Annotated in this window: 12 protein-coding genes; 7 read left to right on the top strand and 5 right to left on the bottom strand. The window is 61.0% G+C overall.

Translation table 11 applies throughout. The features are described from left to right. Positions 1–49: 49 nt before the first annotated feature. Both DES41_RS21015 and DES41_RS21010 read right to left on the bottom strand, forming a co-directional pair. Entirely contained in the window at positions 50–4,006 is a 3,957-nt protein-coding gene (locus tag DES41_RS21015; protein ID WP_147282909.1) for an nSTAND3 domain-containing NTPase, read from the bottom strand. Between the two features lie 240 nt (positions 4,007–4,246). Next, entirely contained in the window at positions 4,247–4,654 is a 408-nt protein-coding gene (locus DES41_RS21010; RefSeq protein ID WP_211333029.1) for an H-NS histone family protein, read from the bottom strand. A gap of 218 nt (positions 4,655–4,872) precedes the next feature. Between DES41_RS21010 and DES41_RS21005 the strand changes: the two genes are divergently transcribed. Beyond that, positions 4,873–5,568 (top strand): hypothetical protein, encoded by a 696-nt coding sequence (locus DES41_RS21005; protein WP_147282908.1) that lies wholly within the window; start codon positions 4,873–4,875, stop codon positions 5,566–5,568. A gap of 314 nt (positions 5,569–5,882) precedes the next feature. Further along, entirely contained in the window at positions 5,883–6,323 is a 441-nt protein-coding gene (locus DES41_RS21000; protein ID WP_114469625.1) for a MarR family winged helix-turn-helix transcriptional regulator, read from the top strand. Positions 6,324–6,987: 664 nt separating this feature from the next. On the opposite strand, the gene DES41_RS39835 is transcribed toward DES41_RS21000, so the two are convergent. Further along, positions 6,988–7,416, bottom strand: a complete 429-nt coding sequence (locus tag DES41_RS39835; protein WP_170168244.1) for a Uma2 family endonuclease — start codon at positions 7,414–7,416, stop codon at positions 6,988–6,990. 116 nt (positions 7,417–7,532) lie between these two features. Continuing rightward, positions 7,533–7,862, bottom strand: coding sequence for a hypothetical protein (locus DES41_RS20990; RefSeq protein ID WP_170168243.1), 330 nt, complete (start codon positions 7,860–7,862; stop codon positions 7,533–7,535). 1,662 nt (positions 7,863–9,524) lie between these two features. On the opposite strand from DES41_RS20990, the gene DES41_RS20985 reads away from it, so the two are divergent. From DES41_RS20985 to DES41_RS20965, 5 genes are all read left to right on the top strand, one after another. Continuing rightward, a complete protein-coding gene (locus tag DES41_RS20985) occupies positions 9,525–10,589 on the top strand; it encodes a Fic family protein (RefSeq protein WP_114469622.1) in 1,065 nt (354 codons plus the stop codon). A 284-nt stretch (positions 10,590–10,873) separates the two neighbouring features. Further along, positions 10,874–11,812 carry a LysR family transcriptional regulator gene (locus DES41_RS20980; RefSeq protein ID WP_114469621.1) on the top strand — a complete coding sequence of 313 codons (939 nt, stop codon included), beginning with the start codon at positions 10,874–10,876 and terminating at the stop codon, positions 11,810–11,812. Between the two features lie 534 nt (positions 11,813–12,346). Beyond that, on the top strand, positions 12,347–12,583 hold the full coding sequence (locus tag DES41_RS20975) for a helix-turn-helix domain-containing protein (protein WP_211333028.1): 237 nt from the start codon (positions 12,347–12,349) through the stop codon (positions 12,581–12,583). A gap of 237 nt (positions 12,584–12,820) precedes the next feature. Beyond that, complete coding sequence (locus DES41_RS20970; protein WP_281277221.1) at positions 12,821–13,753, top strand: LysR family transcriptional regulator; 933 nt, start codon at positions 12,821–12,823, stop codon at positions 13,751–13,753. A gap of 80 nt (positions 13,754–13,833) precedes the next feature. Then, entirely contained in the window at positions 13,834–14,418 is a 585-nt protein-coding gene (locus tag DES41_RS20965) for an RBBP9/YdeN family alpha/beta hydrolase (RefSeq protein WP_114469619.1), read from the top strand. Here the strand turns inward: DES41_RS20965 and DES41_RS20960 are convergent, their stop codons facing one another. Beyond that, a complete protein-coding gene (locus DES41_RS20960) occupies positions 14,419–14,967 on the bottom strand; it encodes a peroxiredoxin (RefSeq protein WP_425466378.1) in 549 nt (182 codons plus the stop codon). Positions 14,968–15,006 lie beyond the last annotated feature (39 nt).

The following is a 15,006-nucleotide window of genomic DNA, read 5'->3' as shown; positions in this document are numbered from 1 at the left end:
ACAGGACGGGGCCGGGGAATCAGGGGGCTATCTCAAACGCCAGCCGCCGCTAGTCCTCTACGAACCATTGTTTCAGCGCCCGCCGTACAGCCCCTACTTCCTCATGGCCGCCCAGTGGAGTCAGGCATTCAACAGGAATATCGCCTAGCGGACGCTGGAACACGCGAAGCGCAGGCGTGTCCATCGGCAGCAACCCTCTGATTCGCGCGAGCAGCTCTGGGCGCCGCGCTGCGCCAATTCCAAGAGGAAGTAGGAGAACCCGTCTCTCAGGGTCCGCTCCAATCTGTTCGACGCAGTGTCTTACAGCTGCTTCATTCAAGTGGCTGCCGACAACCTTGGCAAGGCGGACAGCAACAGCGGCATCGACCTCGAGAAGGTCCTCGACTCGGATTCGGGTAGCCAATTTGGGGTCGACGGAGCTCACTTCTGCAGCTAACGCGGCGGCTGCTTCAAGTCGACCCACTTGCGGAGTAGCCGCCAAGGCTGCGTCCACAACAACGGACCGAGATTCAGTCGTTCCACTGCTCACTACCAAGCGCAAAGCCTGATACCTGACAGATGGGTCTCTGGAAGTGAAGCCCACTGCGAGGCAAAGTTCCTCGTCCGTGGCGCTGAATTCCTTTGCAGAGCTCAAGGCCTCGACGGCACGAAAAGCGAAGGGAAGAGAGATGCTTTCACCTTCCGAGGCGAACTGAGCGTCGCACCAATCATCAAATAGAAGTTGATGAAGCACTGCCCTGTGTTGTGCCGGATTGCGACATGCGTAGTCCGAAATTACTTGCTTAACGAAAAAACTTCGGTCTTTCGCAAGACCGGACAAGAGTTCCCCACCCAACCGAACCTCTCGTGATACCAGCGCATCGAAGGCCGCAGCTCTGACCCTTCCAAACTTGTGCTCTACAGCCGTCAGAAGCTCAGGCTCAGTTAGGAAGGCGGCCGAGATGGCGACGGACTGCGCAGCTGCCTCACCGTGCTTGCAGGTCTGCAGCAGGCGGCGAACCATCGCCGAGGGGTCTATCGCCCGCGAGGCCTTGGCGCGAATGACGGCCAATAGCGCCCAATCCTGCCTAACGTCTAGCTCCTCGACAAAGGCTGTGAACTCAGAAGGAGGCACATCGAGAGGAGACGAGAACTGCAGGACGCACTCCAGCATTCGACGCTGTGGCAATGGGACGGCCGATAGGAGAACCTCGACAACGTTCTCGAAGAGGTCCTCATGCTCTAGGACGTCTCGACCATCTACTTCCACAAGCAACTCGAGCAATTGATGCCACCGCTGCTGGCTGGCCAGTTGCGCAGCCGCGGACGCAAGTATCGCTCCGCCTTCGGCGAACCGGGCGCACATTACCAGAGCTTCTCGCAACTTTTGGTCGTCGGTGCGGCCGAGCAGCCGCTCAAGGAGGATGGGTGCGAGCTCCGCCGTCCAGAAGGTCGAAGCCCGCTCCCAGAACCTGCGCTCCATCGCGGTTCCATCAGTCCTGGTCAGCAGCGCTTGAACTTCAACGGGGTCTGGTGGCGCGTCCTCGGCAGCACTAGCTGTGGCTCTGAGCCACCACTCCTCCATTCCTCGCGCGGAGCTGTCAGCCGCTACGCTCTGCCATCCCTTCGCTCTGCGGAACTCCGAAACAAAGTGCTGCAAAACATCGTCCGAGTTGGACGCCGACTCCCAAAGATAGACTGCCTCGGGCGTGTAATCGCTTCCGTAATAGCAGTCCTCAGCAGCGATGAAGTCCTCCGCATTGGTCGCATCGAAGTCGATGCTCGTGTACTGAGCGAGTGCTTCCACGGCAATCGGGCGCAGGCGCTCGATATCTCCACCCGCTTGAGTCAGGAGTAGCCGCATGTTATGCGACCGCGCTCCGCTCTCCACCAGATTGAGCACTCCGTCCAGATAGGCCGTGGTGAGGTCTCCAGCAATGCGCTGGAGAATTTCGTCAAAGTCACTTTGAAAAGACTCGTGCGAGTGCGGCAGCACCAAAGCCAAAAAGCGCCTACACAGCAAGGATGTGGAGGGCTCAGCAGTCGCGGCTTCAAACCAAGCAGCCTCGGGCTGAAATGGCTCGAACGTTTCCTCAGCGAAAGGTGAGCAGGAACCGCGCTCGGTCAGGAACCGCGCGACTTCAGCTGGAACAAAGTTGGGAGTTCCAGCGCGCGCTAGCAATTTCAGCTTGTCTTCGAACTGGGGCCCAGCCGCCGCCTCCTGCAGCAACCAGTCATTCATCAGATGTCCAGTCTGGCCTTCGAAGACGAAAGCCCTATCAACTTCCCGCGGCAGCGCTGCGGAAAGCTTGGCTAGTGCCTCCGCAGCCTTGCTGTGCATCGCTCCACCGTAGGCAAGCAGCACCACGGCACAGAAACTTCGTAGAACCGACTGCGCACGAACGACGTCGCAAGAAATGAAGTGTCTCAGCGCCTCCCGTACCTGAGGATGACCATAGCTCACCACGCGCTCCAACTGCCGCAAGCTCTTCCCAGCAACAAAGAAGCCAACCAACTCATCCAGGCCGATGTCGTCGAATCGAGAGTCGAGGCTCGACAGCCTCGTGTGTAGCGAGCGGAGAAAGTCGCGGTCCACGCTGCCGGAGACTGTTAGCGAACACCAGAGAACGATGGCCGCAACGGTGGCGTTCCGCCTGCTGACCTGCTCCCGGATATTGCCCTGAATCGCGTCGATGTGTGCCTGCTGCACCGCTTCGTCAATCTGTGACCGCTGGTCGTGGTAGGTGTCCACAGTTTCCAGCCCGCCTATGTTCGCGAAGAACTGGTCTATCTCGTACGGCGACCGAAGCTCTTGCAGAATGTTGCCGCGTTGCTCTGCCACAACCTGTCTGAGGCCAACCGGCACCCCGCTTAGCCTGTGACGGAACATCGCAAACCTATCACGGGGCTCGTAGTCTGAGCTCTCAAGAGAAGCTAACCACCGAGCATGCTTCTTACCCAGCTCTGCACTTTGGAAAACGTCGCTGCGAGTCGTCGCCACAAAGAACCGTGCAGGCCCAGCCTGTAGAAGCAAGCTGGGGAGTTCATTGCGCCATGGTTCGGCGTTTGGCTCAAAGCGACTTTTGCCCCACGGGTCATCCAGGTAGAAGACAACCGGTTGAAGTCTGCAGTCGCGAACGACTGCCGGCGTTGTCGCTTGAACCACCTCAATGCCAGGAACGCGCTCGCGTAGCTCCAATATGAGTGCGCGAGCTGCCGATGTCTTCCCCGTACCAGACTCGCCCTTGATGATGACCGCATGCTGGTCGGTTAGCTTCTGAAGCAGCAGGTGCCAGTTCTTTGGCTTGACGTACTCCTCGTCGGTCCGAGACTCCGCAAGATAACCGTCGTTCCGTTTGATGCAGTCCTCTAAATCCGACTTTCTCCAAGTATGGTCTTCTGTGACCCGCATTCTTTGCAACGCTTGACCATACAGTTCATCGATGCAAGGCCCAACACGGGACCTTGGCACGTGGCAAGTTGTTTCGAGATGACGTTCGAGCTTGTCTCGGACGCGGTCTTCCGGGAATCCGTAGAGCACTGCCACCCGCGGCCAGACCTCGCGTAGAACCCGTTGGTCATCGCTCAACTTGGAAGAGTCCGTCCATTCGGTGGGCCACACACCTATGTCGCGAACGGCGATAGGCCGTAGGGAGCTGGCGATGGCGTTGTCCGTAATCAAGAGGTACCGCGCCCCCGGCTCGTCATTGAGGCGCTGAAGCGCAGGGACTCGACTCGGTCCCCCGTGCTCCAAAACCGCTCGGAGTCGCTTTGCGCTCCAAGTGTCGCCGGAGCTGCACTTGACCTGGACCCGCAGCGGGTACGTGTCTGTGGTCATCGCAGCACCCACCATCGGAGGGGCAGAACTCGTGAGGTCTGCTTCTATGTCCTCCTGGCTAGCAGGCTCAAGCTCAACCCGCTCAGCCCTTTTGTTGACCAGTAGAACGTCGACTGCAACCCACACGGAAACGAGGACTTGGTACAGATAGCCCTCGAGCCCGTAGCTTCCTCCCTGGCCAGTGCGCATTGATTTCCTAAGCGAGCAAGAAGCGGAACTCTAGGCTCCGCTGTCAATTCTCCGACGACTAGACCGTTTGGAAGTCGGGCGTGCGGCTCTGACTTGCATCGTTGTGACGGACCCGAGACATGTGCTTCTGCCCCCCTGCAGACGCCACAGGGCGGCTCACACTCCGCCATCAGCTACCCCAAAATGACCAATGCTCGCGGTGCCTACGGCCAGGGAAGGCGTTCCGCGAGAAACATCGAATCAGCTGGGTAAGCTCTCGTGCGCGTCGCCTTGCTGGACCAGCAACTCTTCAGGCTTCTTGCCAGCTTCCAGGGCAGCCTTGAACCAGTTCGGTCTCTTCCCATGCCCGCTCCAGCTGTTGCCCTGACCATCTGTGTACTTCGCGACGGACGCGGACTTAGCTTTAACCTTAACAACGCGCCGCTTACCCGTCGCACTTGCGACCTTGGACTTTTCAGCGACGCCACTTGAACGGACGGCCACTTTGCGGCCATGCGAAGCACTAAGGCCCAAATCCTGAGCAGTCAGACCGTAGTGGGCGATAGCCACTTTGATTCGACCAATGACGCCTTCCACTTCGGCAGACTTGATGGCCGCTGCCTTCTGCTGCAGGGCTTGAATTTGAGCCTCGATAGACTCGAGGGACATTCTTCTGGGCATAGTTCCACTCCTTCGCTTTCCAACAGTCGATGCAGCGGGCGTGAAGGAGTCGGTCCTCGTGCCAACAACGAACTGCGGGTAGCCGAGGCTATCAGAGAATGAAGGTAAAACAGAGCCGCTGATGACAAGTCGGGCTCGAAACGCGTTCGTACGCCTCAGGAAAGATGCAGTTCGGAGTTCTCCGGCGGTCGAAAGCAGCCCACCCCATGATGCAGGGAGGACAGATGAGTCTGTGCAGTCGTTGCGGCAATCCAGTTGAGTTTCGCTACATCGGTGGTCAATGTATTCCTCTGCATCTCCACGGAGGATGCGGCAGCTCTTCTTCTGCCGTGGTCGACTTCTCCGGCCATAGCGTCTGCCAGGAAAGCAGCTGCTTCCAGACGAAGTGCCCTGTGTGCCAGGAAGCGGTCTTCTTTGTCCGTCACAACGGTGGTAGCGTCTGGCTCGACGCGCCACTCGGACCGCCTTGGCAGAAGCACGGGTGCTTCGATGTCCACACGCCAGCATCGAGGGCGCGAAGCCTTGCCGCGGAGTATCAGGTCGACTTCCGTGATTCGACAGCCCGAGCTGAAGGAACAGACGAACGCCTCGCGCTCGGGGTCATCCGCTCTACGAGAGTCGAGTTCTCGAGGCATTCGACCGAGGTCACGATGGAGTCCGGCGAAACCCTGACCTACGTCCTGACGGTCAAGCACAACGCTGGTTTTCTGCTCTCGAAGCTGTGCCTGCTCGATGAGGCTGCGATGGTCATCTATCCACTGGAGGCCGCAACGTTCAAGTTCGCGGTCCTTGCCATTCGGCGCGTGGAACGTGTTCATTGCGAGCACTGCGGAGTACTGGTTGGGCTGCTCAAGTTACCCAGGCATATGAAGAAGGTCCATGGAGTGCGCACAACGACCTGAGACCTACTGCAGCCGAGAGGTAGAGCGTGTCGAGACACGGGTTCAATAATCTGCGCAGGTACAACCGAGGAAAATTCCTGAGCCTCAATGTGTTCCTGCGGACGAGTCGAGCTCTCCCACTTTGCCGGTAGGGCTTCATTGGCGCCGTTTCAACCGGCCGGAGCCCGTCCGAGCGAGGTGCGATGCCGCCGCAGACATCATCGGATTTCAGCACGAGAGCGCCGCAATGGTTCGGCGCCGAAATGCTCGCCACTACATCATGAACCTAGAAGCGAAGTTACAACGCCCTGCTGCAGCAGGCCGAGCAACTCGGAATGCCGGACGTGGACGGTGTACGCCTTTGCTTTCAGACTCTCTCGCTTGCCATGGGTATCGACCGCAAGTGCGCAGGCCTCTTGGCGCCGCAGGGCCTGTCCGAGGGACGATTCGTCTTGCTGCAGCTGCTCGATGCATCAACCTACGGACTTGCACCGAATACGTTAGCCGAACAAGCGGGCGTTACTCGTGGGACAGTCTCGGGCCTGCTAGATGGCCTTGAACGCGAAGAGCTCATAGAGCGAAACGCCGATTCAAACGACCGTCGTGCCCTGCGCGTTCAACTCACCGATAAAGGAAGGCGTGTTGCAAAGACTACGTTTGAGCAGTACGGCCTTTGGACTGCCAGTCTGTACGGCAACCTATCAGCACTGGAACGAAAGCAACTAACCGGCCTGTTGGGGAAAGTTGCCCGCAAGCTTGAGGACGCGGGGTCATGAGCGCGGTCCGCCGCCGATGGTCCATGCGACCCACGCTAAGTCGAGATGGGCTTTGGACAGCTCGAGTACTTCTAACCACAGGGTAGGTCGCTAGTGGCGAGCGCTGTTTCAGCCGGGTTTCCGTGAAATTGTTCCACCACAGGCATTGGCACGACGCCAGAATCAAATTTTTATGGAGATTGGAACAGATTCCGAACAATTGATGAGTGAGATTGACCCAAGCGACCCTCCACAGGACGTGGCGGAAAGCGTCAAAGCAACGCATTGAACCGGCGGCCCTACTAGAAAAGAACTGAAAGCTTGAGAGCTCACCGTCGTAGCCAGGCTGCCTCGCCGTGTTCATCCGCCTCCGCGACCAAAAAGCTCCCTCAAGTTCGACCTACCGAAGTTCAGGAAGGCGCCCTCCCCCGCCCCTCCCGAGCTGGCGCTGCCTAGGAGGTGCCTGGGAGTACCGGCATGCAACAACTTGTGGTGCTCATTAGCTGGTTTGCGACAAATCTGGGCTCTCGTTAGCTGATAAGCGACAAAGTGCGATGGCCGGCGGGGCTTGGTTAGCTGATTTCCGACATCTCGCTACTGCCCGCACTTCGCGCTGGTTCCGAGCGCCTGCAGAACGGACAGGCGTTGTCATTGGCAGCTCCCTTGCCGCGTGCGCGGCATTCCTTTAAGAACGAGACTCGAACATGTGCGGAGGCGGCCGCACGATGTCAGGCGGAAGCAAGCCCGCGCCGGGTGGATAGCTCCTGACCAATCCTGAAACGTCGATGACGAGCACCTGACGAGCGCCCGCGTCTAAATACGCCGCGACTCTTCGATTCATCGCTACGAGATGGCTGCCTGGTAGAGAAACCTCCGCAATGAGCGGGGGGCACTTGCGCATCGGCTCATCTGTAATTGCGTCATCCACGCTCTGCGCGGGTAGCCAAGCGACGTCAGGCACTCGAACGCCGGCGTGGTCAGTTAGAACCGCGAGATTGGTGAAAGCTCGTCCACCGTTGAGCGCAGAAACCAAAGTTTCACAAAGCCACGCAACGACAGTCCGCTGTCTGTTTGCCATGTCTGGAACCCAAAGGAGCTCGCCGTGCTCGGACATTTCAAATCGCTGCGGACTACATGGGTCAAAGCAAGCACGACTCCACATCCTGCTTAGCTCATCCAGGCTCAGCGGAGTCGTCAAGTCCGACCGCACGGCGATACACGTGGGCGACATTACCGACTTTGCTGGGGCCTGAGCGTGCCGACGCCCGCCGGCGACCCCTTACAGAGCGACTTTTCCAGTTCATCCGCCAACTGCTCGAAAACAGGGTGCCGCAGTTGCGCCAGTGTGTCCTCCACGGCTGCCTCAGCCTTGTCGGCAAAAAGTCGGAATTTGCGTGGCCGCGCTTTATCAACCATGCTCACAAGCCGCTGAAGAAAGGCCATTTCAATGGCTCGGCATGTCGGGTCGCTGGAGAGTATGTTCGAGCAGCGCCGCTGGATGTGTTCGCTAGTTCGCGAAGGCCGGGAACTAGCTTGCGCCTTCGCATCACTCGTCGTCATCAGCAACTCCATTTTGAGGTAGCCCTTTAGGCTGCCTCGTGCCATCAACCCCGCGGCCGCACCCTTCTGCAAGACGCGCTTCAATCTCAACAAAGCGATATCGCTTGCTGCCGTTCACCCTCCGAAGCAGTTCGTCCATCGCAGGGTTCCGGCCGCGCGGCATCCGTACTGTTTGCGTCGGGCTGCTCTGGCTTGAAGCAGGAACCTGGGTTTCAGCAACGCGTTTCACTTCGCAGCCTTGCTACCGACTCGAGGCCCGCGGGCAAGCAAGTCCCGGCCGCGCTCCGAAGCTACAGCCTCGTCGCTACTGACGTTCTCGCGGGCAGTTCCGTACTGTGCGTACACCATTGCCTCCGGCTCGGCTGTAGTCATCGGCGTAGTGATACGGCGAAGAACATCCTCTGCGGTCAAAGTTGCGTTCAAGACCATGCTCTCCATGACATGTGCACCTCACCGCACATCCGACGGCAGCAACCATCCTAGTTGAGCGACCATTCGCTTGAGAATCCACTGGGCTTCGGCCCGCGAACAAAAGTCGTTGAGCTGTTTGCTGCGGGCGACGCGCCTCACGACATCGCTCTGCTCTCGGAGAGGGTTCTCGCCGGCCTTTCGTTCGCAGTACGCCACTAGCTGTCCGCAGAGGTCATCGCAGAATGCAAATCGGGCAGCTAGCTCGTTCTCTGACAACTCGCTGCTGAGCACCCCAGCCTCCGTTCGCCGCAATAGCAGTTTCGGCTGAGCACCTGCCACCGCTCCCAATTCTCCCCTGGGGAAATCCGGGGGAACGTCGCCTCCAGGCACTTCATGCATTACGGCTCCTGACAGAAACACGACGAGTTGCACAGAAGACGGTACGGGACCACAATGTCACTGTGACACAAATAGCGTTGACTCAAACACAGCATACGACGCATCCGAAACTTTGTCGATGGCAAGGTTGCTGTTCGGTAGACGGATGTCGGCGGGCGCGCGGCCCGAGAGGACCGCACCGAAGTGGACGCAAGGCGTCGACAGCGTAGCAACGCTCCCCGATGACGGCCCCCGCTTAACTCACGCATGCGCTCCTTGAGCAGTTTCAGCGCCTGGGTCTGCTGTGTGTACTCGCACGGGGAACGTACCAAGCCTTCTTTGCAGTTGCATTCTCGACTCCGCTGCGAATGCCAAGCTAGTTGGCGAACTTCAAGGAGACAAACATGCCAGTCTGGCGTACAAAGCCGGTCGAAGAGCAAAGCACACTGACGCTGGAGCGCTGGAGAGTTCTCGAGCTAGCCGATGGCGACCGCCATCTAGTTGGCCACTGCACCGAGAATTGCGCCGGTCGCGTCAGCTCGGCCCTTCAGCAGTTCGACCCCAGCGCTATGCGAGCTGTCACGTGCACTGGTCGTGTCTACACCTTACGCGGCCCACCTAGTATCAATTTGAACGCGGAGTACGTTTGGGCTAAGTGGGCTGACTTGTACTCAGTCACGGCGTGGACCGATGTAACCCGCGCTGTCTGGGCTCAGCACTTGGAAGCGACTGACGCGCCGCCAACTGTCAGCAAGCAGGAGGCGTCATGATGTCGGCTCTTCCAGTCAGGCCCGGCGGCAGCTGAGCAACTCGCTTTGCGCCGACGCAAACCTCCGATAGTTGCAGATTTGCGTCTTTGCATTGAAGACGCCGATGACGACTGCAGATGAGCGCACCCGTGTGGGCTATGAAATCAGTTTTGTAGGCAACTACGTTCCGAACAAGTCCAGCTTGCTGCCGCCAGCGCTGGCGACGGACTTGCTCAACGCGGGCCGTAGCCGGGACCAGCAACCTGCGGGAACCTACGCCCGCGAGGTGCTGGAGCAGTTGCTCATCGACCTGTCCTGGTCGTCATCACGCCTTGAGGGCAACAAAAAGAGCTTGCTCGACACCAAGCAACTCTTCGAGCTCGGGGAGCAAGGCGGCCCTCTCGATGAAGATGCCCTGATGCTGCTCAATCACAGGGACGCCATCGAGTTCATGGTTGACGCTGTGCCGACTGAGGGCATCACGGTGCCCGTGGTCGTCGACCTGCAGGCCAAGTTGATGAAGGACCTCCTGAGAGACTCGCGGGACATCGGCAGCATCCGCCGGCGCGTGGTGAACATTGACGGTTCGGTCTATTCCCCCCCAAGCAACGTTCCGACGCTCTTGGAAGAAGCGCTGAAGACCACCGTCGACAAGGTCCTCCACATCCGCAACCCAGTCGAGGCCGCATTCTTCCTGTGGGTCAACCTGGCCTACCTGCAACCCTTTGCGGATGGCAACAAACGGACCAGCCGTCTGAGCGCCAACATGCCGCTCATGCTGTACAACTGCGCGCCGTTGTCCTTTCTGGACGTGGAGAGGGCGGACTATGCGACAGCCATGCTCGGCGTCTACGAACAACGCAACGTCACCGCTGCGGTGGAATTGTTCGAGTTCATCTACCGTTGCTCGATTCAAAAGTACAGCGTGTTGCGCGCCTCACTGGCCGTACCCGACCCGCTTCGAGTACGGTACCGACAGGCATTGAACGAACTCATGCAGTGCGTTGTCTTCCACGGTCAAACGCTAGAAGACGCATTTTCGGAGGTACCCGTGGACGCCGCTGACCTGGCGGCCTTGCGCTCCATCGCGAACACCGAACTGGACCACCTCGAGCAGTACAACTGTGCGCGCTACAACCTCGCGCGAGGAATGACGCAGCGATGGATTGACGCCGGGCGGACCAGATAGCCGCCAGTTTTGAGCGCTTTGCGCGGCAGCTTTTGATGAGGTTACGCGGCGACAGCCAGGGTGAACAACTGCGCGGGTTGTCTGGGACTTCGGTGGGTCAGTCTGGCAGCCCGCTGGCTCATGGCGCGAGCGAGCGTCACCACTTAACGCGCAAAGCGCCTTGAAATTTTCTCCTGCTGAGCGTGCGCGTCGCGATGGACCAGGATGCGCTGGCCCGACACGCCGTGTCTTGGAGACATAAACTACGTCTGGAGTAAATAGTTGTCTACCAGACTGAAGCAGCCATGGACCGGTTGATGTCGATGCGAGTGTTTGTGCAAATCGCTGACCGGGGCAGCCTAAGCGCGGCGTCGGCGGCGCTGGATATTTCTCGAGCAATGACAAGTCGCTATCTCGAGAGCCTGGAGGAATGGCTTGGTGTCAGGCTTTTACATCGCACGACACGCAAGCTGTCGCTCACGGACGCAGGTGAACAGGCGCTGCAGCGGTGTCGTGACATGGTGGAGCTTTCTGACGAGGTCAAGGCAAATGCGAGCCAGGCTGGTGAGGTGCAAGGACGGTTGCGTGTGACCTCATCGCCGTCTTTTGCGGAGGCACAGCTGACCGCGGCTGTAGTTGAGTTTCAGCGGCTTCATCCCAAGGTGGCAGTCGACCTCGTGACGACGGACAGGACCGTTGACCTCGTCGAAGACCGAATTGACCTTGCCGTGCGGATTAGCAACCGTGTGGACGAAGGGCTGGTCGCCAGACGCTTAGCAACGTGCCACTCGCTTCTGTGCGCGTCGCCAGCCTATGTCGAACTGGCTGGGGAACCGAAGGTGCCCTCCGACTTGAAGACGCATCAATGCATAGTTAACAGCACTGGCTTCGAACCTACCTACCATCTCAAGTCAGGCGGCGACGTAATAGCAGTTGACGTACGCGCAAGCCTTACTGCCAATGAGACGTCCGTCGTGCGCGCTGCAGTGTTGGCCGGCGCGGGGATTGCAATGCTACCGACGTACTACGTTGCGGATGACATCGCGACGGGAACGCTGTGCGTCATCCTGCCCGAGTTCACGTTAGAACCGATGGGCGTTCAGGCGGTTTACCTCTCCCGAAGGCACCAGCCCCACCCTTTGCGCTTGCTCATCGAATTTCTCGCAGAAAGGTTTGGGGGAAGCGTGGCGCCGTGGGACCGCGCTCACGGCGGGCTGGGACTGGGCAAGAAGTTGCTCGCCTGAAGACGGTCTCGTGTAATGCAGCGACGTACGGTGATGTGAAGTAGGACCTGTGATGTGGGCACCCAGCACTTCAGCGGTCACCGCGCTCACGGTCGGGGAGGAGTGCAGCTGGTCTCCGGAAGTCCGTCACCTGCTGTCGCTTTGGATTTCTCTGCGGCGAGCGTCAATACGCGCCTGAATCCGGCCAGCCACCTCGCGCAGCGGGTGAGCGATGCCGGTATGCAAGTACTCCCGCCATGCCGCTTCACCCCGCATGTGGAATTCCGATTGCCCCTGGCGGAAGTCCGCCGGACAACGGACCGCATCGACAGCGAAGGTGCTGATAGTTTCCTCTTTGCCTAGCCCGGGTACAAACTCGGCTGCACGGAGCGGTTCTACACGAACGGCAGTTCGCCTGGACGACTTCATGCGGCAAATGTAGCGCAGAAGCAAGGTACTGAGCACCTAAGCGGTAGGCGTGTATGCGCTCCGGCAAATGCGCGAATGTGACTCATAAGCGGCTGACGTAAAAGCAGCGGAAAGGAAACTGACAGTGTGAAAACACGACTGCCAGAACTCTCCGCGCGCGAGCTGCTTGCGCTGAATCTACTCTCGCTGCGTCGCGCGCGCGGCTTAAGTCAAGAAGCATTGGCGTTTGAAGCGCAGCTCCATCGGACGTTTGTGGCACATGTTGAACGTCGCGCTCGTAACATTTCGCTCGACAACGTCGAAGCGCTAGCAAAGGCGCTAAACGTAAGCATGGCCGACCTGTTCGCCCCTCCTCCACGCTAGCGTGAGCAAGCTTAGGGTAGGCGTCGGGCTGCTCTGGAGGGGTGGCTTGTGCGCTTGGAGCCAAGGACTATTTGTCGCCCCCGACCCGGCTTTTTTCAGTTGCCAAGGACATATTTGTAAGCCTGCTTCCTTGCCAGCGCCTCCACAGCCAACGACATGATTTGTCCGCGATTTGCGACCTACGAACTGGGTTGTTAAAAATCAATGACTTACGAGAGGCACCCCCCAAGGACTTATTTGCACGGAACCATCGTCCAGATCGCCGAGCGCGGCAGCATGGCGGCGGCGGCCACGGCGCTGGACATGTCGCGCGCCATGGTCACGCGCTACCTCGCGCAGATGGAGCAATGGGCCGGCACGCGGCTGCTGCACCGGACCACGCGCCGCCTCAGCCTCACGAACGCCGGAGAACAGGCGCTGGCCCACAGCCGCCAGTTGCTGGAGGTGGCGCGCGAACTGCCCCGCGTGGCCGAGGACGAACGCCAGGCCGACCCGGTGCGCGGCCTGCTGCGCCTGGCCTGTGCGCAGTCGCTCGCACAGGAGGTGCTGGCGCCTGCGGCGGCGGTGTTCCTGCAGCGCCATCCGCTGGCAGCCATCGACTTCCGCGTGGATTCGCGCGCCGTGAACCTGGTCGAAGAGCGCGTGGACCTGGCCATCCGCATCAGCAACCAGCTGGAGCCGGGCCTGGTCGCGCGCCGCCTGGCCGACTGCGCCTCGGTGGTCTGCGCCTCGCCCGACTACCTGGCCCGCCACGGCACGCCGCTGCGGCCCGAGGACCTGGCCGCGCACCGCTGCCTGACCTACTCCTACTTCGGCCGCAGCGTCTGGGAGTTCGCCGATGCACAGGGCCGGCCCGTCGGCGTGCCCGTGGGCGGCCCGCTCAGCGCCAACGAAACCCAGGTGCTGCTGGCGGCCGCGGCGCAGGGCGTGGGCATCACGCTGCAGCCGGTCTATGCCGCAGCCCCGCTGCTGGCGGCCGGGCGGCTGCAGGCCCTGCTGCCGCTTTGGGTGCCGCAGAGCCTGGGCGTGCATGCGCTGTACCAGCCGCAGCGCCGGGTGCCACCGGTGCTGCGCGCGCTGCTGGACTTTCTGGTCGATTGGTTCGCCACGCCCGGGCACTGGCCTGCGGCACCGGCCATTCCTGCGCGCAGCCGCCGCGCACGCGTCTAAGCTTCCTCGAAAAGTTTCGTTGGTGCTGTGCGGCGCGGCTTCCAGAATGGCGCGCTCCCTCTTCTGGACGACAACGCCGCATGCGCACATTGATCATCCCGGGCTGGCGCAACTCCGGCCCCGGCCACTGGCAAAGCCTGTGGGAATCGCAACTGCCCGACGTCACCCGCGTGCAGCAGGACGACTGGGTCGCACCCCGGCGCGCGGCCTGGCTGGAGACCACCGTGCGGGCCATCCTGGCCCGGCCCGACCCGGTGCTGTTGGTGGCGCACAGCCTGGGCTGCATCGTCGTGTCGCACCTGCCAGCCGAGGCCCAGGCCCGCGTGCATGGCGCGCTGCTGGTGGCGCCGGCCGATCCCGAGCGCCGTGCCGTGCTGGTGGACTTCGCGCCCGTGCCGCATGCGCGGCTGCCGTTCCGCAGCACGCTGGTGGCCAGCACCAACGATCCGTATTGCCCCGTGCGGCTGGCCGGCGCCTACGCGCGCGCCTGGGGCAGCCAGCTCGTGCGGCTGCCCGATGCGGGGCACATCAATGTGGAATCGGGCCACGGGGCCTGGCCGCAGGGGCTGGAGCTGCTGCGCGCTTTGGAGCCGGCAGCGCCATGTGTTGCAGAGCGCGCCGCGCCTCGCCCGCGCCGCACTGCGCCCCTGCTGGCCGCACGCTGATCAGCGCACGGGCTTGGCCAGCTGCTCGACGGCCTGCAGCGTGCGCGTCACATGCGCCTCGGGGTCGGATCCGTGGTGCGTGAAGACGATCCTGCCGTCCTTGCCGATCACGTAGGAGATGCGGTCGGCCATGTCGGCGCGCCATGCCGAGCGTGCGTCGTAGGCCTCGATGGTCTTGGCACTGGCGCCGGCCACGGCGAACTTGTCGCGGCAGGCCTCGACCGAGAAGCGCTTGAGCGTGTCGATGCTGTCGGCCGACACACCGACCACGGTGGCCCCCAGCGCGGTGAAGCGGTCGCTGGCCTCGGCGAACAGGTGCGCCTCCACCGTGCAGCCCTGCGTGAAGGCCTTGGGAAAGAAATACAGCACCACCGGGCCCTTGGCCAGCGCCTCGCTGAGCTGGAAGCGGAAGGCCTTGCCGCCCAGCGCGGCCTCGGTGGTGAAGCCCGGGGCCGCGTCGCCCGGCTTGAGCGCGGCCTGCGCGGCGGACAGGGACAGGGCGCAGGCGGCCAATACAGCTGCACGGCGCAATGACAGGCGCAGGTTCACAGGCTTCTCCGTTGTGTGACGGCGGCCAGTGTGCCAGCG

This window comes from Pseudorhodoferax soli (assembly GCF_003337555.1).
GTDB classification, from domain to species: domain Bacteria; phylum Pseudomonadota; class Gammaproteobacteria; order Burkholderiales; family Burkholderiaceae_C; genus Pseudorhodoferax; species Pseudorhodoferax soli.
The sequence above is the reverse complement of the archived record's forward strand: the minus strand, read 5'-3'. Positions and strand labels throughout refer to the sequence as shown.